At 69.8% G+C, this 21,819-nt stretch carries 24 protein-coding genes; 10 read left to right on the forward strand and 14 right to left on the reverse strand.

The window, feature by feature from the left end:
• Positions 1-65 precede the first annotated feature (65 nt).
• Positions 66-581, reverse strand: a complete 516-nt coding sequence (locus tag ACXN5S_RS15210; protein ID WP_458606313.1) for a hypothetical protein — start codon at positions 579-581, stop codon at positions 66-68.
• Between the two features lie 678 nt (positions 582-1,259).
• On the opposite strand from ACXN5S_RS15210, the gene panC reads away from it, so the two are divergent.
• Together panC and panB are read left to right on the forward strand one after the other, a co-directional pair.
• On the forward strand, positions 1,260-2,108 hold the full coding sequence (panC, locus tag ACXN5S_RS15215; protein WP_458606314.1) for a pantoate--beta-alanine ligase: 849 nt from the start codon (positions 1,260-1,262) through the stop codon (positions 2,106-2,108).
• Positions 2,105-2,926 carry a 3-methyl-2-oxobutanoate hydroxymethyltransferase gene (panB, locus tag ACXN5S_RS15220; RefSeq protein WP_458606315.1) on the forward strand — a complete coding sequence of 274 codons (822 nt, stop codon included), beginning with the start codon at positions 2,105-2,107 and terminating at the stop codon, positions 2,924-2,926. Before panC ends, panB begins: the two co-directional genes overlap by 4 nt.
• 341 nt (positions 2,927-3,267) lie before the next feature.
• Here the strand turns inward: panB and ACXN5S_RS15225 are convergent, their stop codons facing one another.
• The 3 genes from ACXN5S_RS15225 to efp all read right to left on the reverse strand — a co-directional run bounded on the left by ACXN5S_RS15225 (position 3,268) and on the right by efp (position 4,812).
• Positions 3,268-3,471: a CsbD family protein gene (locus tag ACXN5S_RS15225; RefSeq protein ID WP_458606316.1), complete on the reverse strand. Its 204-nt coding sequence runs from the start codon at positions 3,469-3,471 to the stop codon at positions 3,268-3,270.
• An 89-nt stretch (positions 3,472-3,560) separates the two neighbouring features.
• Entirely contained in the window at positions 3,561-4,229 is a 669-nt protein-coding gene (locus ACXN5S_RS15230) for a DUF2161 domain-containing phosphodiesterase (protein WP_458606317.1), read from the reverse strand.
• 16 nt (positions 4,230-4,245) lie between these two features.
• Positions 4,246-4,812 carry an elongation factor P gene (gene efp, locus ACXN5S_RS15235; protein WP_458606318.1) on the reverse strand — a complete coding sequence of 189 codons (567 nt, stop codon included), beginning with the start codon at positions 4,810-4,812 and terminating at the stop codon, positions 4,246-4,248.
• Between the two features lie 115 nt (positions 4,813-4,927).
• On the opposite strand from efp, the gene epmA reads away from it, so the two are divergent.
• The gene (gene epmA, locus ACXN5S_RS15240) at positions 4,928-5,962 is read left to right on the forward strand and encodes an EF-P lysine aminoacylase EpmA (RefSeq protein ID WP_458606319.1); all 1,035 of its coding nucleotides are present in this window, start codon (positions 4,928-4,930) and stop codon (positions 5,960-5,962) included.
• Positions 5,963-6,170: 208 nt separating this feature from the next.
• Here epmA and ACXN5S_RS15245 read toward each other — a convergent pair whose 3' ends face one another.
• A complete protein-coding gene (locus ACXN5S_RS15245; protein ID WP_458606320.1) occupies positions 6,171-7,160 on the reverse strand; it encodes a 2-hydroxyacid dehydrogenase in 990 nt (329 codons plus the stop codon).
• Positions 7,161-7,266: 106 nt separating this feature from the next.
• Here ACXN5S_RS15245 and ACXN5S_RS15250 point away from each other — a divergent pair, with 106 nt between their 5' ends.
• The 3 genes from ACXN5S_RS15250 (at position 7,267) to ACXN5S_RS15260 (ending at position 9,209) form a co-directional block, all read left to right on the forward strand.
• Complete coding sequence (locus tag ACXN5S_RS15250) at positions 7,267-7,935, forward strand: SH3 domain-containing protein (protein ID WP_458606321.1); 669 nt, start codon at positions 7,267-7,269, stop codon at positions 7,933-7,935.
• 36 nt (positions 7,936-7,971) lie between these two features.
• Complete coding sequence (locus tag ACXN5S_RS15255) at positions 7,972-8,880, forward strand: cation diffusion facilitator family transporter (RefSeq protein WP_458606322.1); 909 nt, start codon at positions 7,972-7,974, stop codon at positions 8,878-8,880.
• Positions 8,881-8,966: 86 nt separating this feature from the next.
• Complete coding sequence (locus ACXN5S_RS15260; protein WP_458606323.1) at positions 8,967-9,209, forward strand: hypothetical protein; 243 nt, start codon at positions 8,967-8,969, stop codon at positions 9,207-9,209.
• A 10-nt stretch (positions 9,210-9,219) separates the two neighbouring features.
• Here ACXN5S_RS15260 and ACXN5S_RS15265 read toward each other — a convergent pair whose 3' ends face one another.
• The 9 genes from ACXN5S_RS15265 to ACXN5S_RS15305 form a co-directional block, all read right to left on the reverse strand.
• Positions 9,220-11,244 (reverse strand): M3 family metallopeptidase, encoded by a 2,025-nt coding sequence (locus ACXN5S_RS15265; RefSeq protein WP_458606324.1) that lies wholly within the window; start codon positions 11,242-11,244, stop codon positions 9,220-9,222.
• Between the two features lie 100 nt (positions 11,245-11,344).
• A complete protein-coding gene (locus ACXN5S_RS15270; RefSeq protein WP_458606325.1) occupies positions 11,345-11,722 on the reverse strand; it encodes a VOC family protein in 378 nt (125 codons plus the stop codon).
• 12 nt (positions 11,723-11,734) lie between these two features.
• A complete protein-coding gene (locus ACXN5S_RS15275) occupies positions 11,735-12,310 on the reverse strand; it encodes a sigma factor (RefSeq protein WP_458606326.1) in 576 nt (191 codons plus the stop codon).
• On the reverse strand, positions 12,307-13,095 hold the full coding sequence (locus ACXN5S_RS15280) for an amino acid ABC transporter permease (protein ID WP_458606327.1): 789 nt from the start codon (positions 13,093-13,095) through the stop codon (positions 12,307-12,309). Before ACXN5S_RS15280 ends, ACXN5S_RS15275 begins: the two co-directional genes overlap by 4 nt.
• Before the next feature lie 3 nt (positions 13,096-13,098).
• Complete coding sequence (locus ACXN5S_RS15285; protein WP_458606328.1) at positions 13,099-13,884, reverse strand: transporter substrate-binding domain-containing protein; 786 nt, start codon at positions 13,882-13,884, stop codon at positions 13,099-13,101.
• A 361-nt stretch (positions 13,885-14,245) separates the two neighbouring features.
• The gene (locus tag ACXN5S_RS15290; protein WP_458606329.1) at positions 14,246-15,331 is read right to left on the reverse strand and encodes a HesA/MoeB/ThiF family protein; all 1,086 of its coding nucleotides are present in this window, start codon (positions 15,329-15,331) and stop codon (positions 14,246-14,248) included.
• A 3-nt stretch (positions 15,332-15,334) separates the two neighbouring features.
• A complete protein-coding gene (gene dut / locus ACXN5S_RS15295) occupies positions 15,335-15,802 on the reverse strand; it encodes a dUTP diphosphatase (RefSeq protein ID WP_458606330.1) in 468 nt (155 codons plus the stop codon).
• Between the two features lie 63 nt (positions 15,803-15,865).
• Positions 15,866-17,089, reverse strand: a complete 1,224-nt coding sequence (gene coaBC / locus ACXN5S_RS15300; RefSeq protein WP_458606331.1) for a bifunctional phosphopantothenoylcysteine decarboxylase/phosphopantothenate--cysteine ligase CoaBC — start codon at positions 17,087-17,089, stop codon at positions 15,866-15,868.
• A 134-nt stretch (positions 17,090-17,223) separates the two neighbouring features.
• On the reverse strand, positions 17,224-18,102 hold the full coding sequence (locus tag ACXN5S_RS15305) for an RNA polymerase factor sigma-32 (protein WP_458606332.1): 879 nt from the start codon (positions 18,100-18,102) through the stop codon (positions 17,224-17,226).
• 92 nt (positions 18,103-18,194) lie between these two features.
• Between ACXN5S_RS15305 and cobU the strand changes: the two genes are divergently transcribed.
• From cobU to ACXN5S_RS15325, 4 genes are all read left to right on the forward strand, one after another.
• On the forward strand, positions 18,195-18,704 hold the full coding sequence (cobU, locus tag ACXN5S_RS15310) for a bifunctional adenosylcobinamide kinase/adenosylcobinamide-phosphate guanylyltransferase (RefSeq protein ID WP_458606333.1): 510 nt from the start codon (positions 18,195-18,197) through the stop codon (positions 18,702-18,704).
• Position 18,705: 1 nt separating this feature from the next.
• Complete coding sequence (locus tag ACXN5S_RS15315) at positions 18,706-19,278, forward strand: histidine phosphatase family protein (RefSeq protein WP_458606334.1); 573 nt, start codon at positions 18,706-18,708, stop codon at positions 19,276-19,278.
• A gap of 76 nt (positions 19,279-19,354) precedes the next feature.
• On the forward strand, positions 19,355-20,068 hold the full coding sequence (locus ACXN5S_RS15320; RefSeq protein ID WP_458606335.1) for a glutathione S-transferase: 714 nt from the start codon (positions 19,355-19,357) through the stop codon (positions 20,066-20,068).
• Positions 20,069-20,194: 126 nt separating this feature from the next.
• Positions 20,195-21,802 carry a YifB family Mg chelatase-like AAA ATPase gene (locus ACXN5S_RS15325; RefSeq protein ID WP_458606336.1) on the forward strand — a complete coding sequence of 536 codons (1,608 nt, stop codon included), beginning with the start codon at positions 20,195-20,197 and terminating at the stop codon, positions 21,800-21,802.
• Positions 21,803-21,819: the final 17 nt, after the last annotated feature.

The following is a 21,819-nucleotide window of genomic DNA, read 5'->3' on the forward strand; positions in this document are numbered from 1 at the left end:
GCAACACGGGCGAAATGCGACGTGGGGGGCGCGGGGGGCGCGGGGGACGGGGCGCCGGCGGCGGCTCAGTCCAGCGCGCCGGCACGGCGGATGCGCACCTCGCCGCCGGCGGCGCCCGCGGGCGTCGTCGTGCTCTGCCCGGGCAGGGTGCCGGAAGAGACCTGGACGATGGTGGGCGGCTCCGCGCCCGCCTCGGGGTCCTGCGCTTCCAGCTCGGAGAGGTAGGCGTCGTAGCCGGGGACGGTGTCTGGCACGGCGCCGGGGTTGGTCAGCTCCTCGGGGAAGAGCCGGGGGACGGAGCCGTCGGCGACGAGACGGTTGTACTCGTCGAAGCCGCCGCCGTCGTTGATGAGGTTGCCGACGATTGCGGTGACGTATCGCGACATCTCCTGCCCGAAGGGCGTGGCGGCGACGTCCTCGAGGAAATCGAGGTCGATGCCGTGGAGATCGCCCGAGGAGAGGTCGATGCCGATATCGGTGCCGAAGACGGCGTTGAGCGGCGACTCGCCGCCCGTGACCAGCCCGCTGTTCACGGTGACGGCGGCGGTGAGCGCAAAGTAGCTGAGCGTTCTGAGCATCATACCGGTCCCTCCTCTCCCGTTCCCCTCCCCGGGGAGTGCCGGCGAAGGCAGGCACAAATGGGGCAGCTCCGGCTCAATCCTGGGGCAGGTGGGGTGGGCCGGGCTGAAGCTCGGCCTACGGAATTGGGACGGACGTGGCCGCTTTGCGCCGTGGCGCCCCGCCCGAGCTGCTCCCCCGCCCGGTGCGCGCCAAAGGCGCAGGGCGAGCGCCTGCCCGTCCCCACGGGCTGGCGCTCTGGTGGGGCTTGGTGCCCCGCTCTGAGCGAGGAGGGGTTTGGCCGGCATAAAGCGCACCGCGGCTCCGTCGGAGCGCCACCCCACGGGCCGGCGCTCGCCCAGCGCCTGAGAGGGAGGCTCCCGGTGGAGAGGGGTGAGGTGGGTTGGAAACCCACCCTACGGGCGGGGCGCCCGGTCCTGGCGTTGGTGCACACCCCAAGGGCAGGCGATCGCCCTGCGCCTGAGAGGGAGGCTCCCGGTGGAGAGGGGTGAGGTGGGTTGGAAACCCACCCTACGGGCGGGGCGCCCGGTCCTGGCGTTGGTGCACACCCCAAGGGCAGGCGATCGCCCTGCGCCTGCGCCGGAGTTTCTCCGGACCCGCCTCCCCTCCCCCGCACTGCGGTTGCCCCCCGTGCGCCGGGGCCCTATCTCTGGCGCCGCCGAGACCTGGGGGGAGGCCGCATGAAACTCTGCCGCACCATTGCCGACATCCGCGCCGAGGTCGCCGGGTGGCGGCAGGCCGGCCAGCGGGTGGGGCTGGTGACCACGATGGGCGCCCTCCATGCCGGCCACATGGCGCTGGTCGCCGAGGCGCGCGGCGCCTCCGACCGCGTCGTCGCCACCATCTTCGTGAACCCCACCCAGTTCGGCGACCCCAAGGATCTCGAAAACTACCCACGCACCGAGGCGGAGGATCTGGCGATGCTCGAGGCCGCCGGCGTCGATGCCGTCTTCCTGCCGGACGTGTCCGAGATCTACCCGCCCGGCGACGAGACAATCGTCGAGACGACCGCCCTCGCCCGGGTCTTCCATGGCGCCGTCCGGCCCGGCCACTTCCGCGGGGTCGCCACCGTCGTCACCAAGCTCTTCAACATCGTGCAGGCCGATGCGGCGTGGTTCGGCGAGAAGGACTACCAGCAGCTCGCCGTCATCCGCCGCATGGTCCGCGACCTGCACATGCCCGTCGACATCCGCTCCGTCGCCACGCTGCGCGAGGAGGACGGGCTCGCCATGTCCTCCCGCAACCGCCGCCTGACGCCCCAGGATCGCGCCGCCGCCCCCGTCCTCCACAGGGCGCTCGAGGGCGCGGCGGCGCTGGTGGCGCGCGGCGGCGCCACCGTCGAGGGCATCGGCGAGCTCGTCCGCCAGATCGTCGCGGAGGAGCCGCGGGCCCGCCTCACCGGGCTCGACATCGTGCACCCGGACAGTTTCGAGCCCGCCAGCGGCGCCGTCACCGGCCCGCTCGGGCTGATGATCTCCGCCGAGTTCGGCGGCATCCTTCTCATCGACCAGCGGGAGATCCACCCATGAGCGTCCAGCCCGAGCAGATCCGCCGCACCACGGCGCCCGAGATCGCCCGTCGCAAGGGGGGCGAGCCCATCGTCTCGCTGACCTCCTACCACGCGCATACCGCCGCCATCGTCGACCGCTACGCCGATTTCATCCTCGTCGGCGACAGCCTCGGCATGGTCATGCACGGCATGGAAAGCACCGTCGGCGTGCCGATGGACCTGATGATCATGCATGGCCGCGCCGTCGTGCGCGGCACCAGCCGGGCGCTGATCGTCGTCGACATGCCCTTCGGCTCCTACGAGGAGAGCCCGAACGTCGCCTTCCGCAACGCCGCCGAGATCATGAAGGAAACGCAGTGCGGCGCCGTGAAGCTCGAGGGCGGCGCGCGCATGGCGGAGACGATCCACTTCCTCACCCAGCGCGGCATCCCGGTGATGGCCCATGTCGGCCTCACGCCGCAGAGCACCCACACGCTCGGCGGCTTCAAGACGCAAGGTCGCGACGAGGACAGCTGGCCCGCCCACCTCGCGGATATCCGCGCCGTCGCCGAGGCCGGCGCCTTCGCGGTGGTGATCGAGGGGGTGGTGGAGCCGCTGGCGGCGCGGATGACCGAGGAGGTCGACATCCCCACCATCGGCATCGGCGCCTCCCCCGCCTGCGACGGGCAGATCCTCGTGCTGGAGGACATGCTGGGGCTGACACCCTGGGTGCCCAAGTTCGTGAAGAAATACGGGGCGCTGGGGGATGCCATCGAAGAGGCCGTGAAGGACTACGCCGCGGAGGTGCGCGATCGCAGCTTCCCGGGGCCGGAGCACGTGTACACGACCAAGAAGTAGAGCGGGATTTCCCGAGCGTCCCCGAGCGCTGCCCTCGCGCGCCGGCGCGTGGGGTGGCGCCACGACATCCCCGCTACACAGCTTTATGCCGCCGCACCCCTCCTAGCGGAAGACTGAGCGCCAACGTCACCAGAGCGCCAGCCCGCGGGGACGGGCCGGCCCGCGCGGCGGCCTGACGGCCCTGATTGCACGCTCGGGAAGGAGCGGTGACGTGGGAGATGAGGCACGTCGCTCCAGGACCCTCCTCACCGTCTGGAACCACCCAAGCAAAAGGCCGGGCTCCGAAGGGAACCCGGCCTCTCATCTCTATCTGATCAGGCTCCGAGCGCCCGCACCAGACCTCAGGCGTTCTGGCGCGCAGCCCAATCGTCGACTTCGCGCTGAGCCTCTTCCTTGGTCTTGCCGTAGCGCTCCTGGATGAGGCCCTCGAGCTGGGTGCGATCCCCCTCGATGCGGTCCATGTCGTCGTTCGTCAGCTCACCCCAGTTCGACTGGGCGTTGCCTTTGAACTGCTTCCACTGGCCTTTGACTTGATCCCAATTCATAGCGTGTCTCCTTTCATCACCCCGCTGAGGGGCGTTTGATAAGACAACGTCGAGGCCGGCAGCCTTGTTCCACCTCACGCGTTTCGTGATCAGGGCGCCTCCGGCGGCTCTTCGCCCAGCTCCGCCTGCCCCCGGGGCGTCAGCGCATAGACGCCGCGCGCCTGTCGCTCGAACCAGCCATAGTGATCGTCGGCCATCATCCGCGTCGCCCGCGCCACGCCCGTGGCCCTCGCCACGTCAGCGCCCCGCGACGGGCCGGCGCTGGCCAGATGCGCGGCGATACGCAGCGCCTCTTGCCGGTAGGCTGTGATGAGCACACCGCGCCGGGCCATGCCGCCCGTATTCGGGTCGCCCTCGCGGCGGGCGAACTCGCGCAGAAGGCGGGTCTTGCGGGGGGCGCTCTGGCGGGGCTGGTAGGGGCCGGGGTCGAGCGCGACCTCCACGTGGCCGCTGCCCGCATCCACCACGATCAGCCCCAGGCCGAGCCGGCGGCAGAGCGTGCGATGCGCCCGCATCGCCTGCACCCAGCGCCGCCCCTTGCCCCGCGCCACGCCAAGGTAGACGGCGTCGCTCACCGCCTGCCGGGCGATACCCTGATGCACGAGCGCGAGCGAGAACGACAGCTTGAGCTCGACGATCACCGGCGGGTCGCCCTCGCGGAGCGCCACGAGATCGGCCGCGCCGATCTCGCCCTTCACCTCGTAGCCCTGCGCCTCCAACAGCGCCTTGACGGGGGCGTAGAGATCCTGCTCCCGCATCGCCCCGCCCGGCGGCTTATTCCTTGAAGCGCTCGACGTAGCTCAGATCGTCGGTGTTGATCACGACCCGGGTGCCGGCGTCGATATGCGGCGGCACCATGATGCGCAGGCCATTGGTGCACTCGGCGGGCTTGTAGGACGACGAGGCCGTCTGCCCCTTCACCACCGGCTCCGTCATCTCGATCTCGACGACCACCTTCTGCGGCAGCTCGATGGAGATGGCGACCTCGTTGTGGATGGCGAGGATCACCTCGATGCCGTCGGTCAGGAAGACCTTGCCGTCGCCGATCACGTCTTCGGGCACGGTGACCTGCTCGAACGTGTCGGGCTGCATGAAGTGAAAGCCCTCGCCGTCTTCGTAGAGGAAGGAGAACTTCGTCTCTTCGACATGCGCGCGCTCAACGCCCTCGGTGGTCTTCCACCGCTCCGACACCTTGGTGCCGTCGGAGATGCGGCGCATGTCGACCTGCGTGACGGGCGTGCCCTTGCCGGGATGGAAGTTGTTGGCGGTGAGCACGACATAGAGCTTGCCGTCGATGTCGAGCACGTTGCCCTTGCGGATCTGAGAGGCGATGACTTTCAAGATTGTCTCCTGCGCCGCCGCGGGCCGTCCCTCGGGGCATTGAACTGAGCATTGAACTCTGTGGGCCGAGGGCCTAGCCGAAACCACCATAGATTTCCAGCACGGAAGCGCGAGAATGAGCGACACCCCCTGGTGGCACCCCTCCCGGCACGAAGCCCGCGCGCCGCTCTTGCGCGCCCGCGCCCGGCTTCTGGCCGAGATCCGCGCCTGGTTCGCGAAAGAGGACTTCCTGGAGGCGGACCCTTCGGCCCTGCAGGCCAGTCCCGGCAACGAGGTGCATCTGCATGGGCTGGGGGCGCTGCTCGCCCTGCCTGACGGCAGCTCTCGCCAGATGTACCTGCATACGAGCCCCGAATTCGCCATGAAGAAGCTGCTGGCAGCGGGGGAGGAGCGGCTCTTCTCGCTCGGCCATGTCTGGCGCGGCGGCGAGCGCGGGCCGCTGCATCACCCCGAGTTCACCCTGCTCGAATGGTATCGCGCCCGCGCCCCCTATGAGGCGCTGTTCGACGATTGCGCCGCCCTTCTGCGGCTTGGGGGAGAGGTCGGCGGCGGCCCCCTGCGCTGGCGCGGAGCGGAATGTGACCCGGCCCTGCCGCCCGAGCGGCTGACTGTGGCGGATGCCTTCCGCGCCCATGCCGGCGTGGATCTCGACGCGACGCTGGGGGAGGACGGCAACGGGGATATCGCCGCCCTCGCCGCCCGCCTGCCCGCGGGGATGCGGGCGGCGGAGGACGACACCTGGGCCGATCTCTTCGCCAAGATCCTCACCGCCCATGTCGAGCCGAAGCTGGGGCTCGGGCGCGCCACGATCCTCGATCATTACCCCGCCTGCGAGGCCGCCCTCGCCCGCCGCCGGCCCGGCGACCCCGCCCATGCCGAGCGGTTCGAGCTCTATGCCTGTGGGGTCGAGCTGGCCAACGGCTTCGGCGAGCTCACCGATTCCGCCGAGCAGCGCGCCCGCTTCACCGCCGACATGGAAGAGCGCCAGCGCCGTTATGGCAGCGCCTTCCCGCTCGACGAAGAGTTCCTCGCGGCGCTGGAGATCATGCCTCCTGCCTCCGGCATCGCGCTGGGGGTCGACCGGCTGGTCGTGCTTACGACGGGGGCGCCCCATATCGAGGCAGTTCTCTGGGCGCCGGTGCCGGGCTAGGGGGCCCTGCCCCCTCGGCCTGCGGCCTCACCCCCGGGATATTTCGGGAAAAGCGAGGAGGAGCCGGGCACCACTCTTGCCCTCGCTTTTCTTAAAATATCCTCGGGGGAGCCGCCGTTGGTGCGCCATTGGTTCAAGCACCAATGGCGGCGGGGGCAGACGGCCCCCTCATCGCACTTAAGGAATGCGCCGCAGGCGCTCCGCTGAGTCACGCCCGCGAGGGGATCACCAGGTCCGGCGGGCGGTGCCCGTCCTGGAAGGTGCGGATGTTGACGATGACCTTCTCGCCCATCTCCAGCCGCCCCTCATGCGTGGCCGAGCCCATATGCGGCAGCAGCACCACGTTGGGCAGCTCGCGCAGGCGAGGGTTGATCTCGCCGCCGCGCTCGTAGACGTCGAGCCCCGCCCCGGCCAGCTCGCCGGCGCGCAGGCCGCGGGTCAGGGCGTTCTCGTCCACCACCTCGCCGCGGGAGGTGTTCACGATCACTGCCGAGGGCTTCATCAGCTTCAGGCGCCGGGCGTTGATGAGGCGGAAGGTCGAGGGCGTGTGCGGGCAATTGACCGAGAGCACGTCGATATGCGCGACCATCTGGTCGAGGCTCTCCCAATAGCGCGCGCCCAGCTCCTCCTCGATCTCGGGGCGCAGGCGATTGCGGTTGTGGTAATGAATGCTCATGCCGAAGGCGCGCGCCCGCCGCGCCACCGCCTGGCCGATGCGGCCCATGCCTAGGATGCCGAGCGCCCGGCCCCCGATGCGCCCGCCGAGCAGCGTCATCGGCGACCAGCCGGACCATTCGCCGGCCTGCATCATCGCCAGGCCCTCGGGGATGCGCCGCGTCACCGCGAGGATCAGCGCGATGGTCATGTCGGCGGTATCCTCCGTCATCACGCCCGGCGTGTTGCTGACGAGGATGCCGCACTGGCGGGCGGCGCCGACATCGATATGGTCGACTCCGGCGCCGTAATTGGCGATGAGCTTGAGGCTGCCGCCGGCCTCGCCCAGCAGATCGGCGTCGATGCGCTCCGACAGCGTCGGTACCAGCACATCGGCGCCGCGCATCGCCTCGGCCAGGGCGTCACGGGTCATCGGGCCGTCATCGCCCTCGCGAAACCTCACGTCGAAGAGCTCGCGCATGCGCGCCTCGACAGCCTCGGGCAGCCGTCGCGTCGTGACCACACTCAGCGGTTTGTTCGCCATGGATGCGCCTTCCGCTTTTCTGCACCGTCATTGCTGGTCTAATTGCACCATTCGCCGGACGGGGCACAAGAACCTCGCCGGTCCAAGGCCTGAATCGAGAGTGACCATGGGGCAACGCGCAAAGAGCCGAGGGCAGACATCAGCGCTGCTGTGCGCCGCGCTCGCGCTGATGCTTGCCGCTGCGCCGGTCGGCGCCGAGCTGCGCCCGCTGGCCCGGCCCGACAGCATCGTCGCCGCCATCGAGAACGCCACGCCCGTCGCCGCCCCGCCGCCCGGCGAGGTCACGCCCGAGGACGAAGAGGACGAGGCCGCCACGCCAGAGCTGGCCAGCGCCGACCCCGGCAACCAGCTTGGCCCCGTCACGCATCTGCCCCTGCCCCGCTTCGTCTCGCTCAAGACCTCCGAGGGCAATGTGCGGCGCGGGCCCTCGCTCTCGCACCGGATCGACTGGGTATTCGTGCGCCGCGGCATGCCGCTTATGGTGACTGCCGAGTTCGGCCACTGGCGCCGGGTCGAGGATGTCGAGGGCCTTGGCGGCTGGGTGCATTACGCGCTGATCTCGGGTACCCGGAACGTGCTGGTGGAGCAGGACCACGCCCCCATCCATCGCCGCGCCGACGAGGATTCGCCCGTCGTGGCAGAGCTGGAAGAGGGCGTGATCGCCCGGCTCGACGAATGCACGCGCGACTGGTGCCGCATCAGCGTGTCCGGCTATCGCGGCTGGGCACTGAAGACGGCGCTTTGGGGCGTGATGGAAGACGAAATCCTCGACTGACTTGCCCGCCCTGCCCCCGGTGCTAAGGGAGGCCCCATGACCAACGCCACACATCGCATGAACCTCTCCGCCGGCTTCGTCGCCGTCGGCACGGCGGGGCTGCTGGTGCTGCTCAAGCTCTGGGCTTTGTGGCAGACGGGGGCGCTCTCCATCGGCGCCTCGCTGGCCGACAGCGGGCTCGATCTGCTGATGTCGGGCGGCGGGCTGATCGCCATCGCCTATGCCGCCCGGCCCGCGGATGAAGACCACGCCTTCGGCCATTCTTCGGTGGAGGATATCGCGGGGCTGGGCCAGGCGACCTTCATCACCGTTTCGGGCCTGCTGCTGCTTGTCACCGCCATCCTGCGCCTCGCCTCGGGCGACCCGCCGAAGCTGGAGGCGGAGGGCTTCGGCCTGGTCATCATGCTCATCTCGCTGGCGCTGACCTTTGGCCTGGTGCTCTGGCAGCGGCGCGTCTCGCGGCGCACGGGCAACCGCGTGGTGGCGGCCGATGCGCTGCATTACACCGGCGACCTCATCCCCGGCCTCGGCGCGCTGGTGGCGCTCGGCGCCTCGGCGCTCTGGGGATGGACATGGGTCGACCCGCTGGTCGCCATCGGCGCGGCGCTCTTCCTGCTGCGCGGCGCCTTCGGCATCGGCCACACGGCGTTCGACGCGCTGATGGACAGGCGGGTAGACCCCGACATGATCGAGCGTCTGGGCCGCATCGCGCGAAACTTCCCCGGAGTGCTCGGCTATCACGACCTCAAGACGCGCCGCTCCGGCAGCCGTCTCTTCGTGAACATGCATATCGAGCTCGACGGCAGCCAGACGCTGGAGCAGGCCCATGATATCGGCGCCGCGCTTCGGCGCGCGATCGTGGCGGCCTATCCCGAGGCGGATGTGCTGATCCACAAGGATCCTGTCGGCGTCGCCCGGCACCCCGACGATTGGCGCAGGCCCTAGCCCTCTCTTGACTGTCGCGCCGCCCCGGCCTCCAGTGCCGGCATCGGTGCCGCGCGCCAAGACGCGGCCGGGGCAAGGAGGGCCGCATGACCATCAGCAACGAAACGCTCGAAGGGCGTATCCTGGCGCAGCGCAAGCTGCTTGTCCGCATCGTGGCGGCGCTCGACAGCCCGGAAATCGACGCATTCCTCGCCGAGCGCGACCATGTCGAGCTGCAATCGGAAGATCCGGGCGCCGATCCCGACCCGGCCTTTTCCATCGAACAATCCCTGGCGGACGAGCTAAAGCTCATCCGCCGTCTCGTCGCCGATGTGAAGGCGGCGGGCTAGCGCCGCCCCCCTACTCTGCTGTTACCAGCCCGCGGCCCTTCAGCAGCGGCTCGACGCCAGGCATCCGGCCCCGGAAGCGGGTGTAGAGCTCGGCGGGGTCTTCGCTGCCACCGCGCGAGAGGATGTTCTCCTCAAGGCTCTTGGCCAGCGCCGGGTCGAAGGCATCGCCCGCCTCCTCGAAGGCGGCGAAGGCGTCGGCGTCCATGACCTCAGACCACATGTAGCTGTAATAGCCCGCAGAATAGCCGTCGCCCGAGAAGACATGGGCGAAATGCGGCGTCGAGTGGCGCATCGAGATCGCATGCGGCATGCCGATGCTCTCCAGCACCTCGGCCTGCCGCTGCATCGGGTCCGCCGGAGCGTCGCCGTCGTGGAAGTCGAGATCGACGAGCGCCGAGGCAAGGTATTCGACCGTCGAGAAGCCCATGTCGTAGGTCGAGGCCGCCAGCACGCGGTCGCGCAGCTCGGCGGGCATCGGCTCACCCGTTTCGGCATGGGTGGCGAACTCGTCGAGCACCGCAGGCACCTCCAGCCAATGCTCGTAGAGCTGGCTCGGCAGCTCAACGAAGTCGCGGGCGACCGAGGTGCCGGAGATGCTCTCGTAGGTCACGTCGCTGAGCATCTGGTGCAGGGCGTGGCCGAACTCGTGGAACAGCGTGCCGGCATCGTCCCACGACAGAAGCGCGGGCTGACCCTTGGGCGGCTTGGCGAAGTTGCAGACGTTCATCACGATGGGGGCGACCTCACCGTCAAGCCGGTTCTGCTGGCGCATCGCCGTACACCAGGCGCCGGAGCGCTTGGAGCCGCGGGCGAAATAGTCGCCGACGAACAGCGCCACGTGCTTGCCGCCCCGGGTGACCTCCCAGAGCCGCACGTCGGGGTGATAGAGCGGGCCTTCCGCCGGGGTGAACTCCAGCCCGAAGAGGCGGTTGGCGGTGGCGAAGGCGGCCTCGATCATACGGTCGAGCTGGAAATAGGGCTTCAGCGCGCCCTCTTCGAGATCATGCTCCGCCACGCGGCGCTTCTCGGAATAAAAGTGCCAGTCCCACGGCTCCAGCGGACCCTCGTAGCCATCGGCATGGAGCATCTCCTCCAGCACCGCCGCATCGGCCAGCGCCGCCGCCCGCGCGGGCTCCCAGACCTGCATGAGCAGCTCGCGCACCGCCTCGGGCTTGCCGGCCATCTCGGGCTCCAGCTTCCAGGCCGCGAAGCTGGCGTGGCCGAGGAGCTTGGCACGCTCCTCCCGCAGCTTCAGCGTTTCCGCCGCGATGCCGCGGTTGTCGGTGTCGCCCCCATTCGCGCCGCGCGAGACGAAGGCGTTATAGGCGCGGCGGCGCAGCTCGCGGTTCTCGCAGAACTGCAGGAAGGGCGTGATGAGCGAGCGCGAGGTCGTCACGACCGGCCCCGTGCCCTTCTCCTCGCCCGCTGCCTCGGCCGCGCTCTGCACGAAGCCCGGCAGCTTGGCGAAATCCTCGGGCGGGATCTCCATCGACCAGCCGCCTTCATCCGCCAGCAGGTTCTGGGTGAACTCGGTGCCGAGCACGGAGAGGCGCGATTTGATCTCGGCCATGCGCGCCGCCTCGTCGCCGGTCAGCTCGGCGCCGGCGCGCACGAAATCCTGCCGTGTGAGGTAGAGCACACGCTCCTGCTCCGCCGTCAGGCCGAGGCTCTCCTTCCCGGCCCAGAGCCGGTCGATGCGCTCGAAGAGAGCCCGATCGGCGATCACCTCGGACGAGAAGGCCGACAGCTTGGGGGCGAAGTCGCGCTGCAGCGCCTGCCGGGCGGGGTTCGAATCCGCCCCCGCGATGCCGTAGAAGGCGCCGAGGATACGGCCCAGCTCTTCGTCGTTGCGCTCCAGCGCCTCGATGGTGTTGGCGAAGGTCGGCGCCTCGGCATTCTGCGCAATGGCGGCGATGCCGGCGCGGGCGCGGGCCAGCGCCTCGTCAACGGCGGGGGCCCAATCGTCATCGCTGATCTTGTCGAACGGCGGCAGGCCGAAGGGCGTGTCCCAGTCTTGCAGAAGCGGGTTGGTCATCGCGGCAGCTCCATGGGATTGTTCCCGCAAGACCTATGAGGCCGGTGCCGCAGCCGCAAGGGCGCTGGCCCGGGCGGCCTTGGCCCGGGCCAGCCCCCGCTCAGCGCGGCTTTTCGGCGCTCTGGTACATCGAGACGATGTTCCCGTCCGGGTCCGTCACCTCGGCAGACCAGCCGCCGGGGGCATGGCTGACCGGGGTCATCACGGCGGCGCCAGCCGAGACCAGTCCGTCAAGCATCGCGTCGATGCCGCCGTCTTCGAGATCGAAGACGATCATGGGCGAATTGCCGGGCTTCGCCTCGCCCTGCATGAAGAGCAGGTCGATCCCGCCGGCGGTGCTTGCCATGAGGAAATCGCCCGTCTCGTCATCGGGGACGCGGTTGACCTCCAGCCCGACGGCATCGCGCCAGAAGGCCTCTGTCCGGTCGATATCGCTGACCCAGTAGAAAATGGTGCCGATTTTGCAGGTGCCCAGCATTCTGGTCTCCGTTCAGGTTGTCCTGATCCCTTGTTGCCGCGCCTTCGGCATTTGTGAGCGCGAGACGAGAAAAACATGCCCGTCGGGATCGTGACTGGCGAAATGCGCCTGGGGCCGCCGGGCCAGCGCCGCGCCCATTTCGGCCCGCCGCGCCCCGCCCGCCCCGGCGATCTGCCGCGGCAGGGGATGGCCGCGCAGCTTTCGGCGCAGCGCGCTGATGCGCTGGCGCAGGGCCGTGTCACTGAGGCCGAGCAGCCAGCGGATCTCGGCCCGCGTGCAGCCCGCCTGCGCCAGCCGGGCGAGCCGGGCTAGCGCCGGCGGCAGCGGCGGCAGTGCGGCGGTGCCCTCCTCCGGCCCGGGGGCGGAGACATCCGCCCAGGCTGTCTCTCGGCGGGTGCGGCGCGCGGCCGTTCGGGCGGCCATGCTGGCCTGTCGGCGCAGGATGCCGGTGATGTAGGCGCCATCCTCCAGCCGCCCGGCACGCCAGGCGGCGAGCAGCGCCTCCTGCAGCACGTCCTCAGCCTCGTCGGGCCGGCAGCCGAGCCGCCGGGCGGTGGCGAGATGCCGGGCGCGGGTGGCCGCGTTCATCGCCGGTTCATGCCCTTCTCGACGCGCCGCAGCGCCAGCGACAGACCGATGGTCATGGTCAGGTAGAGCAACGCCACGACGTTATAGGTCTCGAAATAGCGAAAATTGCCCGCCGCCGTCACCTTGCCGAGCTGGGTGATGTCGGCGACGCCAAGCACGGAGACGAGCGACGAGTCCTTCACCATAGCCACGAAGTCATTGCCGAGCGGCGGCATCACCATGCGGAAGGCCTGAGGAAAGCTCACCAGCCGGAAGCGCTGCCAGCGGCTGAGGCCCAGAGAATCCGCCGCCTCGAGCTGGCCCTTCTCGACAGATTGCAGCCCGGCGCGAAACACCTCGGCCAGAAAGCTCGAATAGGCCAGGATCAGCGCGATCACCGCCCGCCAGAGGAGCGGAAAGTCGCGCCCCCGCATCGGCTCCAGCCCCGTCCAGCCGGTGGCCCAGTTCCAGAGCGAAACCAGCGCCGGGGCCAGCACGAAGGCGACATAGAGCAACAGCACGATGATCGGCACGCCGCGCATGACCTCGACATAAAGCCGCGAGGCCTGGCGCAGCACTCGGCTGCGACTGAGCTGCATGGTGGCAAGGGCAAGCCCGATCAGACAGGCGCCGGCGTAGGAGATGGTGGTGACGAGAAGCGTGATCCAGACACCGCGGCGCAGCGTGCGCAGAACCTGCGCATAATGCTCCTCCGTCAGCACCTGCCAGAAAAGGTAGACCCCGGTGGCGGCAAGGATCGCCAGCCACCAGGGAAACTCCCGCTCCTCTCGGGGCGGAGGTAGCAAGCCTTACTCGCCCATCTTGTAATCGAGGAACCACTTGGTGTTCAGCTCATCGAGCGTGCCGTCTTCGCGCATGGCAGCGATGGCGGCGTTGATCGGCTCGACGAGGTCGGAGCCCTGCGGAAAGATGAAGCCGAAATCTTCGGTGCCCATCGGCTCGCCCACAAGCTTCAGCCCGCCATCGGAGGCATCGACATAGCCCTGAGCGGCAGTGCTGTCGGAGAGGGCAAGGTCGACATCGCCATTGCGCAGCGCCTCGACGGTGGCGCCGAAGGTCTCGAACAGCTTGATGCGCGGATTGGCCTCGTCACCGTCGAGCACGTCGTAGACGCCAACGTAGAAGGGCGTCGTGCCGGGCTGGGCGGCCATCAGCAGGTCATCGTCGGCCGCGAAGGAGGCGGCATCGTCGAAGCGGTCCTCGTCACCGCGCACGATCATGCGCATCTGGCTGGTCATGTAGCTGTCAGAGAAGTCGACGACCTCGGCCCGATCTTCGCGGATGGTGATGCCGGTCATGCCAATGTCGAACTGGCCTTCCGAGACGGCGGGGATCATCGCGTCCCACGAGATGGTCTCGTAGGTGACGGTGGCGTTCAGCCGCTCGGCGATCTCGGCCATGGCGTCGTATTCCCAGCCGATGGGCGTGCCCTCGGCATCGAGGAATTGCAGCGGCGGATAGGCGTTTTCGGTGGCGACGACGATCTCCTGCCCGCCGAGATCCGGCAGATCTTGGGCGGTGGCTTGGGTGGAGAGGGCCGCGAGGGCGGTGGCGGCAGCAAGAATGAAACGCATGAACGGAGGCTCCCTGTTGAGGTCAGGCATTCGGGCGCGAGTATGGCGCCGGGGCCTGGGGAAGCAAGGGGCGGGCGTTGGGAGATCGAGGGAAATGGCGTTGCGGCGAGGAGACTTGCATCGCTGGCGACCGAGTTGCAGGCCGGCTCGTAGGGTGGCGCCCCTACCTCCCCGCTTTGGCGCTTTATGGCAGCCAGACCCTTCACAGCGGAGAGCTATGCGCTGCCTTCACCAGAGTGCCAGCCCGCGGGGACGGGCCGGCGCTCTCGCGGCGGCCTGACAGCCTTGATTCCGCGCTGGGTGAGAAGCGGCGGCGGCTGAGTATCGAGCACCTGTAGGCACCCGTGCGGCGCCAAGCTCCCTAGGCGTCCTGCGCCTCTCCGGTCCCGCACACCGGGCAGTCGGCCCGCCGCTGCACCCTGATCGTCCGCGTCTCGGCATAGAGCCCGTCGTAGATCATCAGCCGCCCGCGCAGCGTCTCGCCGGCCCCGGTGATGACCTTCACCGCCTCCATCGCCATCATCGCTCCCAGCACGCCCGGCAGCGGCGCCGCCACACCGGCCACTGCGCAGCTCGGCACCAAGTCAGGCGCAGGTGCCTCCGGGAAGACGCATTGGTAGCACGGCCCGCCCTCCGCCGGATGCCAGAGGCTGATCTGCCCCTCCCAGGGTGTCAGCGCTGCGCCGATCAGCGGCACCCCGGCAGCGACGCAGGCGGCGTTCACCGCATAACGCGTCTCGAAATTGTCCGTGCCCTCCAGCACCAGGTCGTGCCCCGCGATCAGCTCCGCCGCATTGGCTGCCGTCATGGCCTCCACAACCGGCACCACCTCGACATGCCGGTTGAGCGCGCGCAGCGCGGCGGCAGCGCTCTCCACCTTCGAACGGCCGACCATCGCCTCGGTATGGATCACCTGGCGCTGAAGGTTGCTCTCTTCCACCACGTCCGCATCAGCGATCGTGATCCGCCCCACGCCGGAGGCGGCGAGATATTGCAGCGCCGGCGCCCCGAGGCCACCGGCGCCCACAACCAGCACCCGCGCCTCCTTCAGCCGCCGCTGCCCCGGCCCGCCGATCTCTTTCAGGATCATGTGCCGGGCGTAGCGGCCCAGCTCGGCATCGCTGAACGCGCCGGGCCGCTCGGCCCCCGGCTCAGGCACTGGTTCGGCCACCGCCGCACCGCCCGGCGCCGGCCTTGCCCGCGCCCGCAGAAAGCGCAGCCCCTCGCGATACACGAAGACCAGCACCAGCGCGCCCACGACCAGCGCCCAGAGGCGGATGTCGCCCCCCGTCGCCTGCCGCAGCGGATGCGCCGGCGGCAGCAGCAGCTGCACGCCGAAGACGAGCGCGAAGAGCACGCCCACCGTCACCAGCCGCGCGCCCCGGCTGGCGCCCATCACAAGGCCCAGCCCCCAAAGCACCGCGGCAAGGATGAGAACCAGCAGCATCCCTCAGCTCGTCCCGGTCGAGCCGAAGCCGCCACTGCCGCGCGCCGTCTGTCCCAGCGCGCCCACGACGCGGAAGTCTCCCCGCGTCACCGGGGCCAGCACCGCCTGCGCCACCCGCATCCCGTGCGTCACGCGGATCGGCTCCGCCCCGGCGTTCAGCAGGATCACCCCGAGCGGACCGCGATAATCGCAATCGACCGTGCCCGGGGCATTGGCGACGACCACCCCGTGCTTCAGCGCCAGCCCCGACCTCGCCCGCACCTGCAGCTCATGGCCTTCCGGCACGGCGATGCGCAGGCCGGTGGGGATCAGCGCCCGCCCTCCCGGCGCGATCTCCACCCCCTCCGCTCTTTGCTCGGGCGGCAGGTTGGCACGCAGATCGGCCCCCGCCGCCCCCGCCGTCTCGTAGGCCGGCAGTGGTAGGGCGGTGTCGGCGCCCTCATCCCAGATGATCTCAACGGTGATATCCATCATGCCCCCATGGCGGGCCCGGCGCCCCGCCTGCCCCGCGCCAACCCTGTATCTCGCTTTCTTTCAAATACTCCCGCCGGAGGCATCCGCCCCCTCCGCCAGCGCCTCGGCCAGCAGCCCGGCGAGCTTCCTCGCCACCTCGGCTTTCGTCATCCGCGGCCAATCCTCCGCCCCATCGGCGGTGATCCGCGTCACCTTGTTCTCCGCCCCGCCCATGATGCCGGTGCCGGGCGAGACGTCATTTGCCAGGATCCAGTCGCAGCCCTTCCGCTCGCGCTTGGCCGTGGCGTGCTCGGCCACTTTCTCCGTCTCTGCCGCGAAGCCGACGACCAGCCTCGGGCGCACCGGGCCGGGCTGCGACAGGCGAGCGAGGATATCGGGGTTCTCCGCCAGCTTCAGCTCCGGCAGCGCGCCGGCGACCTTCTTCATCTTCTGCGCCCCGGCACTCTCCACTCTCCAGTCGGCCACGGCGGCGGCGCAGATGGCTGCGTCGGCCGGCAGAGCGGCCTCGCAGGCGGCGAGCATCTCGGCGGCAGTGTCCACCTTCACAACGCGCACGCCGAGTGGCGGCGGCACTTCGGCGGGGCCGGTGACGAACGTGACCTCCGCCCCGAGGCCCGCCAACGCCGCCGCAATCGCGGCGCCCTGCGCGCCGGAGGAGCGGTTGGCGATGTAGCGCACCGGGTCGATGGGCTCATGGGTAGGGCCGGAGGTGACCAGTATATGCCGGCCTTTCAGCGGGCCGTCCGCCAGCGCCGCGTCGATGGCCGCCAGGATCGCTGCCGGTTCCGCCATCCGCCCGGGCCCGAACTCGCCGCAGGCCATGGCGCCGTCGTCGGGGCCCACGAAGAGCACGCCGTCTCCGCGGAGGGTCGCCTCATTGCGCTGGGTCGCCGGATGCTCCCACATCCGCACATTCATGGCCGGCGCGATCAGCACCCGCTTGTCGGTCGCCATGAGCAGGGTCGAGGCCATGTCATCGGCATGCCCGCCCGCCATCTTGGCCATCAGATCTGCCGTCGCCGGCACGACGACAACCAGATCGGCGGCCCGCGACAGCTCGATATGGCCCATCTTCGCTTCCTGGGAGAGGTCGAAGAGCTCGCTGATCACCTCGCGCCCGGCCAGCGCGCCCACGGAGAGGGGCGTCACAAATTCCGCCGCGGCGCGGGTCATCACCGGCGTTACCACGGCCTCGGCATCGCGCAGGCGCCGGATCAGCTCCAGCGCCTTGTAGGCGGCTATCCCGCCGCCAATGATCAGAAGGATATGTCTGCCTGCGAGCACTGGGGCGCCTCCGGGGGAACGGCGGTGAGCCTAGGCGCTCCGCCCGCCCGGGGCAATCCAGCCCGCGCGGGGCGCGGAAACCATATGGTTTCCGCCTCCGATTTCCATATGGAAATCGGCGCCCATCACAGCGGTCAGTGCAGCAACTCGCGCAGCCCAGGCTGTTTCGTCTCCAGATCGCGGCGCATCTTGCCAAAGGCTCCGGCCTCGAGCTGGCGCACCCGCTCCTTCGAGAGGCCCAGCTCCTCGCCCAAGCTCTCCAGAGTCCGCGGATCTTCCGAAAGCCGCCGCTCGCGCAGGATGAACTGCTCGCGCTCGCTGAGGTCGCTCATCGCGCCATTGAGCCAGCGCTGGAGGGCTTGCAGGCCCTGGCGGCCACCGACCTCCGTCTCCGGGTCTTCGCCCTCTGACGGGATCGTCTCGATCCAGTCGCGCCCGCCATCCTCGTCGCCGCCCTGCGCGACGTTGAGCGAGAAGTCGGAACCGGCAAGGCGGCCCATCATCATCTCGGCGTCGCGCTTCGGCACGCCCAGCGCCGTCGCAATCGCATCCGCCCGCTCGTTGGGAGAGACCTGACGCCCCTCCGAGGCCGCATCGGCGTCGATCTCCGCCGAGACGCGGCGCAGGTTGAAGAACAGCGACTTCTGGCTGGCGGTCGAGCCGGTCCGCACCAGCGACCAGTTGCGCATCACGTAATCCTGCACCGAAGCGCGGATCCACCAGATCGCATAGGTCGAGAAGCGCAGGCCGCGCTCGGGGTCGAACTTCTCCGCCGCCTTCATCAGGCCCAGCGAGGCCTCCTGCACCAGATCGGACATCGGCGCGCCGTAGCGGCGGTAGCGACTTGCCACCGAGATCGCGAGCCTTAGATAGGCCGTTGTCAGCCGGTGAAGCGCAGCCTCGTCGCGGTGGTCGCGCCAGCGGCGGGCAAGGTCGAATTCGGTCTCGGCCTCCAGCCATTCGGCGCGGAGAGCTTCATCTTTGAGATCGTGATCGGGGTCTTTCACTGCCATGTCCTCTCGCCAGCCAAGGGGGCTGGCCCTTCCTGTCGTGGGAAACCACTCTGAGGGCGAAACGCACGACAGGCCGAAGGGTTCGGAAGAAAATGGCGGCAGCATTCACTTTGGTCATCGGCGGCGCGGCCTCCGGCAAGTCCGTCTTCGCCGAAAGGCTGGTGGCGGCTGGGGGCGGCGAGCCCGTCTACATCGCCACGGCCGAGGCATATGACGCTGAAATGGAATATAAAATCTCCAAGCACCGGGCCCGGCGGGGCGCCGGCTGGCGCGAGGTGGAGGCGCCAAGAGACCTCGCAGCGGCGATCCGCTCATGCCAACAACACGAGATAGTGCTGATTGATTGTGCGACAATGTGGCTCACAAACGCACTGCTCGCCGGCGACGATCTGGCCGCTAGGTCGAACGAGCTTCTGGCTGCCATCGCGGCCTCTCCCGCCCGGCTAGTGATGGTGACCAACGAGATCGGCCTTTCCCCGGTGCCGGACAATGCGCTGGCCCGTCAGTTCCGCGAGGCACAGGGCGCGCTCAACCAGCAGCTCGCGGCGGCTGCGACGCGAGTGGTCGCCATCTGGGCCGGCCTGCCGCTGGAGCTGAAGTGACATGAGCACCTGGCACTGGGTCCGCCACGGACCGACACATCAAAAGGCCTTCACCGGCTGGCGCGACGTGCCCGCCGACCTCTCCGACAAAGCCGCCCTCGCCCGGCTCGATGCGGCCCTGCCCGAGGGCGCCCTCCTCGTCTCCTCAGATCTCACGCGCGCCCGCACAACGGCAGACGCGCTGGCCACCCCGCGCCCCCGCCTGCCCCACCAGCCGGGCCTGCGCGAGTTCCACTTCGGCCTCTGGGACGGCGCGGTCTTCTCCACCATCGCCGAGCGCTGGCCTGACCTCTCCCGCGCCTATTGGGAGGACCCAGGCCCCCACGCCCCGCCCGAAGGCGAAAGCTGGAACGACGCCGCCACCCGCGTCGAAGCGGCGGTGCAGGCACTGGAGGCTGCGCATCCGGGCGCGGCGTTCGTCGCCGTCGCCCATATCGGCGTAATCCTCACCCAATATGCCCGCGCCGCCGGCCTCTCTCCAAAGGAGGCCATCGCGCAGAACATCGCGCCCCTCTCCGTCACCACGCTGCGGCGGGTCCCGGGCGAGGTGCTGCGGATCAATCACTGCCCGTGATCGAACCCACCACAATAGATCGCTTCCCGTGATGCCGCCCCGCCGCTAGCTTCTCCGCAACAACCGGGGATGATCCATGACCTACGAGCTTTTCATCGGCGACCGCTCCTTCTCCAGCTGGTCGCTGCGCGGCTGGCTGATGTTCGAAGCCTTCGGCCTGCCTTATCGCGTCACCGAAGTCGGCCTCTACATTGGCACGATGGCCGAGGATCTCGCCCCCGCCGGCCCAGCCCGGCTGGTGCCTGCGATGAAGACGCCCGAGGGCGATGTCGTCTTCGACACGCTCGCGATGGCGGAGACCCTTGCCGAGCGCCACCCCGAGGCGGGCCTCTGGCCAGGGGCCCCCGCCGCCCGCGCCCTCGCACGCTCCATCGTCGCCGAGATGCATTCCGGCTATGGCGCCCTTCGCGCCGATTGCCCCATGTATCTGCGCCACGCCTGGGCGGGCTTCACGCCCTCCGAGGCCGTTCTGGCCGATCTCACCCGCATCGAGACGCTCTGGTCGCTCGCCCGCAGCCGCCATGGGCAGAGCGGCCCCTGGCTCTTCGGCGCCTACAGCCTGGCGGATGCCTTCCACGCCCCCGTCGCCGCCCGCATCGCCGCCTATGGCCTGCCCGTCAGCGATGACGCAGCCGCCTATGTCGCCCGGCATCTCGCCCACCCCGCCTTCCTCAAATGGCGCGCCGCGGGCGAAGCCATCGCCTACCCCGATCTCCCCTACCAGCTCGACCTCCCCACAGCCCCCTGGCCGGCCCCTCCACCTGAGCCCCCCTCGTCTTTGCTCCAATAGAATCCCGGGGGGAGTCGCCAAGGGCGACGGGGGGCTGGCCCCCCTCCCCGCTCTTCCCCGTGGCATTTACCTTTCCTAAACCAACCCGGCCGCAGGCTGCCCCCGTCAACAGCGGGGACATATCCGATGAGTGCTCTGGCCTACGGCGTCGCCTTTGAAGGGGTCGAGGCGCGGCTCGTCGAGGTGCAATGCGCCATGGCGCCCGGCCTGCCCGCCTTCTCGATCGTCGGCCTGCCCGACAAGGCGGTCAGCGAGGCGAAAGAGCGGGTGCGCGCCGCTCTGGGGGCGCTCGCCATCGCCCTGCCCTCGCGTCGCATCGTCATCAACCTCTCGCCCGCCGACTTGCCGAAGGAGGGCGCGCATTTCGACCTGCCCATCGCGCTGGCGCTGCTGGCAGCGCTGGATGTGGTGCCGCGCGAGGCGGTCTCCTCCCGCGTGGCAATCGGTGAGCTCTCCCTCAACGGGGCGCTGGTGCCGGTGGCCGGGGCGCTGCCCGCGGCAATGACGGCGGCGAGCGAGGGGCTGGGCCTGATCTGCCCGCGCCAGACGGGGCCGGAGGCCGCCTGGGTCGGCGCTGCGGAGGTCAGCGCCGCCGCCAGCCTCGGCGAGATCATCGCCCATCTCACCGGCGAGCGGCCCCTCGCGCCCTCGGTGCCCGGCGAGGTCACCGCCGGCCGGCCGGGGCGGGACATGGCCGAGGTGAAGGGCCAGGAGCGCGCCAAGCGGGCGATGGAGATCGCCGCCGCCGGGCGCCACCATATGCTGCTGGTCGGCCCGCCGGGCTCGGGCAAATCCATGCTGGCGGCGCGTCTGCCCTCGATGCTGCCGGAGCTGACGCCGGAAGAGGCGCTGGAGACCTCCACCATCCACTCGCTCGCCGGGCTGCTGACGGAGGGCGGCATCTCGCGCAGCCGTCCGTTTCGCGAGCCGCATCACACCGCCTCGATGGCCGCCATCGCCGGCGGCGGGCGCAAGGCGCAGCCCGGCGAGATCAGCCTGGCGCATAACGGCGTGCTGTTTCTCGACGAGCTGCCCGAGTTCTCCCGCGTCGTGCTGGAGACTTTGCGCCAGCCCATCGAGACCGGCGAGGTGGTGATCGCCCGGGCCAACGCGCATATGCGCTACCCCTGCCGCTTCCTGCTGGTCGCCGCCGCCAACCCCTGCAAATGCGGGCATCTGGCCGACGCGAACCGGGCCTGCAACCGCGCGCCGCTCTGCGGCGCCGACTACCTGGGCCGCATCTCGGGCCCGCTGATGGACCGCTTCGATCTGCGCGTGGATGTGCCGCCCGTCGCCTTCCGCGACCTCGATCTGCCAGCGAACGGAGAGACCTCCCCGGTCATCGCCGCCCGCGTTTCCGCCGCCCGCGCCTGCCAGGCGAAGCGCTTCGCCGGCGGGGCAGCGCGCCAGAATGCCGATGCCGAGGGGCGGCTGCTGGAGGAGATCGCGGCGCCCGACGCAGAGGGCCGCGAATTGCTGGTGCGGGCAGCCGAGCGCTTCGGCCTCACCGCGCGCGGCTATCACCGGGTGCTTCGCGTGGCCCGCACCATCGCCGATCTCGCCGGCTCGGCCAATGTGCGCCGGCCGCATGTGGCCGAGGCGATCAGCTTTCGGCTGCAGATCGATCCGCCGGGCCCGGCGCGGCCAGAAAGGCCCGCATCTCGGCCAGTGTTGCCTCCGCCTCCGGCAGAAGGCCGGCAAACCACGCCCAGTCATGCGGAAGACCCGGGCTGAGCCGCAGCGTCACCTCG

It is taken from the genome of Pseudoroseicyclus sp. H15 (assembly GCF_054353345.1).

Bases quoted from the DNA above. Each gene is read 5' to 3' on its own strand.
- ACXN5S_RS15325 (WP_458606336.1), top strand. From the start codon at position 20,195: ATGAGTGCTCTGGCCTACGGCGTCGCCTTTGAAGGGGTCGAGGCGCGG.
- ACXN5S_RS15245 (WP_458606320.1), bottom strand. From the start codon at position 7,160: ATGGCGAACAAACCGCTGAGTGTGGTCACGACGCGACGGCTGCCCGAG.
- epmA (WP_458606319.1), top strand. From the start codon at position 4,928: ATGAGCGACACCCCCTGGTGGCACCCCTCCCGGCACGAAGCCCGCGCG.
- dut (WP_458606330.1), bottom strand. From the start codon at position 15,802: ATGGATATCACCGTTGAGATCATCTGGGATGAGGGCGCCGACACCGCC.
- ACXN5S_RS15255 (WP_458606322.1), top strand. From the start codon at position 7,972: ATGACCAACGCCACACATCGCATGAACCTCTCCGCCGGCTTCGTCGCC.
- ACXN5S_RS15315 (WP_458606334.1), top strand. From the start codon at position 18,706: ATGAGCACCTGGCACTGGGTCCGCCACGGACCGACACATCAAAAGGCC.
- ACXN5S_RS15230 (WP_458606317.1), bottom strand. From the start codon at position 4,229: ATGCGGGAGCAGGATCTCTACGCCCCCGTCAAGGCGCTGTTGGAGGCG.
- ACXN5S_RS15285 (WP_458606328.1), bottom strand. From the start codon at position 13,884: ATGCGTTTCATTCTTGCTGCCGCCACCGCCCTCGCGGCCCTCTCCACC.
- ACXN5S_RS15265 (WP_458606324.1), bottom strand. From the start codon at position 11,244: ATGACCAACCCGCTTCTGCAAGACTGGGACACGCCCTTCGGCCTGCCG.
- ACXN5S_RS15275 (WP_458606326.1), bottom strand. From the start codon at position 12,310: ATGAACGCGGCCACCCGCGCCCGGCATCTCGCCACCGCCCGGCGGCTC.
- ACXN5S_RS15260 (WP_458606323.1), top strand. From the start codon at position 8,967: ATGACCATCAGCAACGAAACGCTCGAAGGGCGTATCCTGGCGCAGCGC.
- cobU (WP_458606333.1), top strand. From the start codon at position 18,195: ATGGCGGCAGCATTCACTTTGGTCATCGGCGGCGCGGCCTCCGGCAAG.
- ACXN5S_RS15225 (WP_458606316.1), bottom strand. From the start codon at position 3,471: ATGAATTGGGATCAAGTCAAAGGCCAGTGGAAGCAGTTCAAAGGCAAC.
- panC (WP_458606314.1), top strand. From the start codon at position 1,260: ATGAAACTCTGCCGCACCATTGCCGACATCCGCGCCGAGGTCGCCGGG.
- ACXN5S_RS15305 (WP_458606332.1), bottom strand. From the start codon at position 18,102: ATGGCAGTGAAAGACCCCGATCACGATCTCAAAGATGAAGCTCTCCGC.
- ACXN5S_RS15320 (WP_458606335.1), top strand. From the start codon at position 19,355: ATGACCTACGAGCTTTTCATCGGCGACCGCTCCTTCTCCAGCTGGTCG.
- ACXN5S_RS15270 (WP_458606325.1), bottom strand. From the start codon at position 11,722: ATGCTGGGCACCTGCAAAATCGGCACCATTTTCTACTGGGTCAGCGAT.
- ACXN5S_RS15250 (WP_458606321.1), top strand. From the start codon at position 7,267: ATGGGGCAACGCGCAAAGAGCCGAGGGCAGACATCAGCGCTGCTGTGC.
- panB (WP_458606315.1), top strand. From the start codon at position 2,105: ATGAGCGTCCAGCCCGAGCAGATCCGCCGCACCACGGCGCCCGAGATC.
- ACXN5S_RS15290 (WP_458606329.1), bottom strand. From the start codon at position 15,331: ATGCTGCTGGTTCTCATCCTTGCCGCGGTGCTTTGGGGGCTGGGCCTT.
- ACXN5S_RS15210 (WP_458606313.1), bottom strand. From the start codon at position 581: ATGATGCTCAGAACGCTCAGCTACTTTGCGCTCACCGCCGCCGTCACC.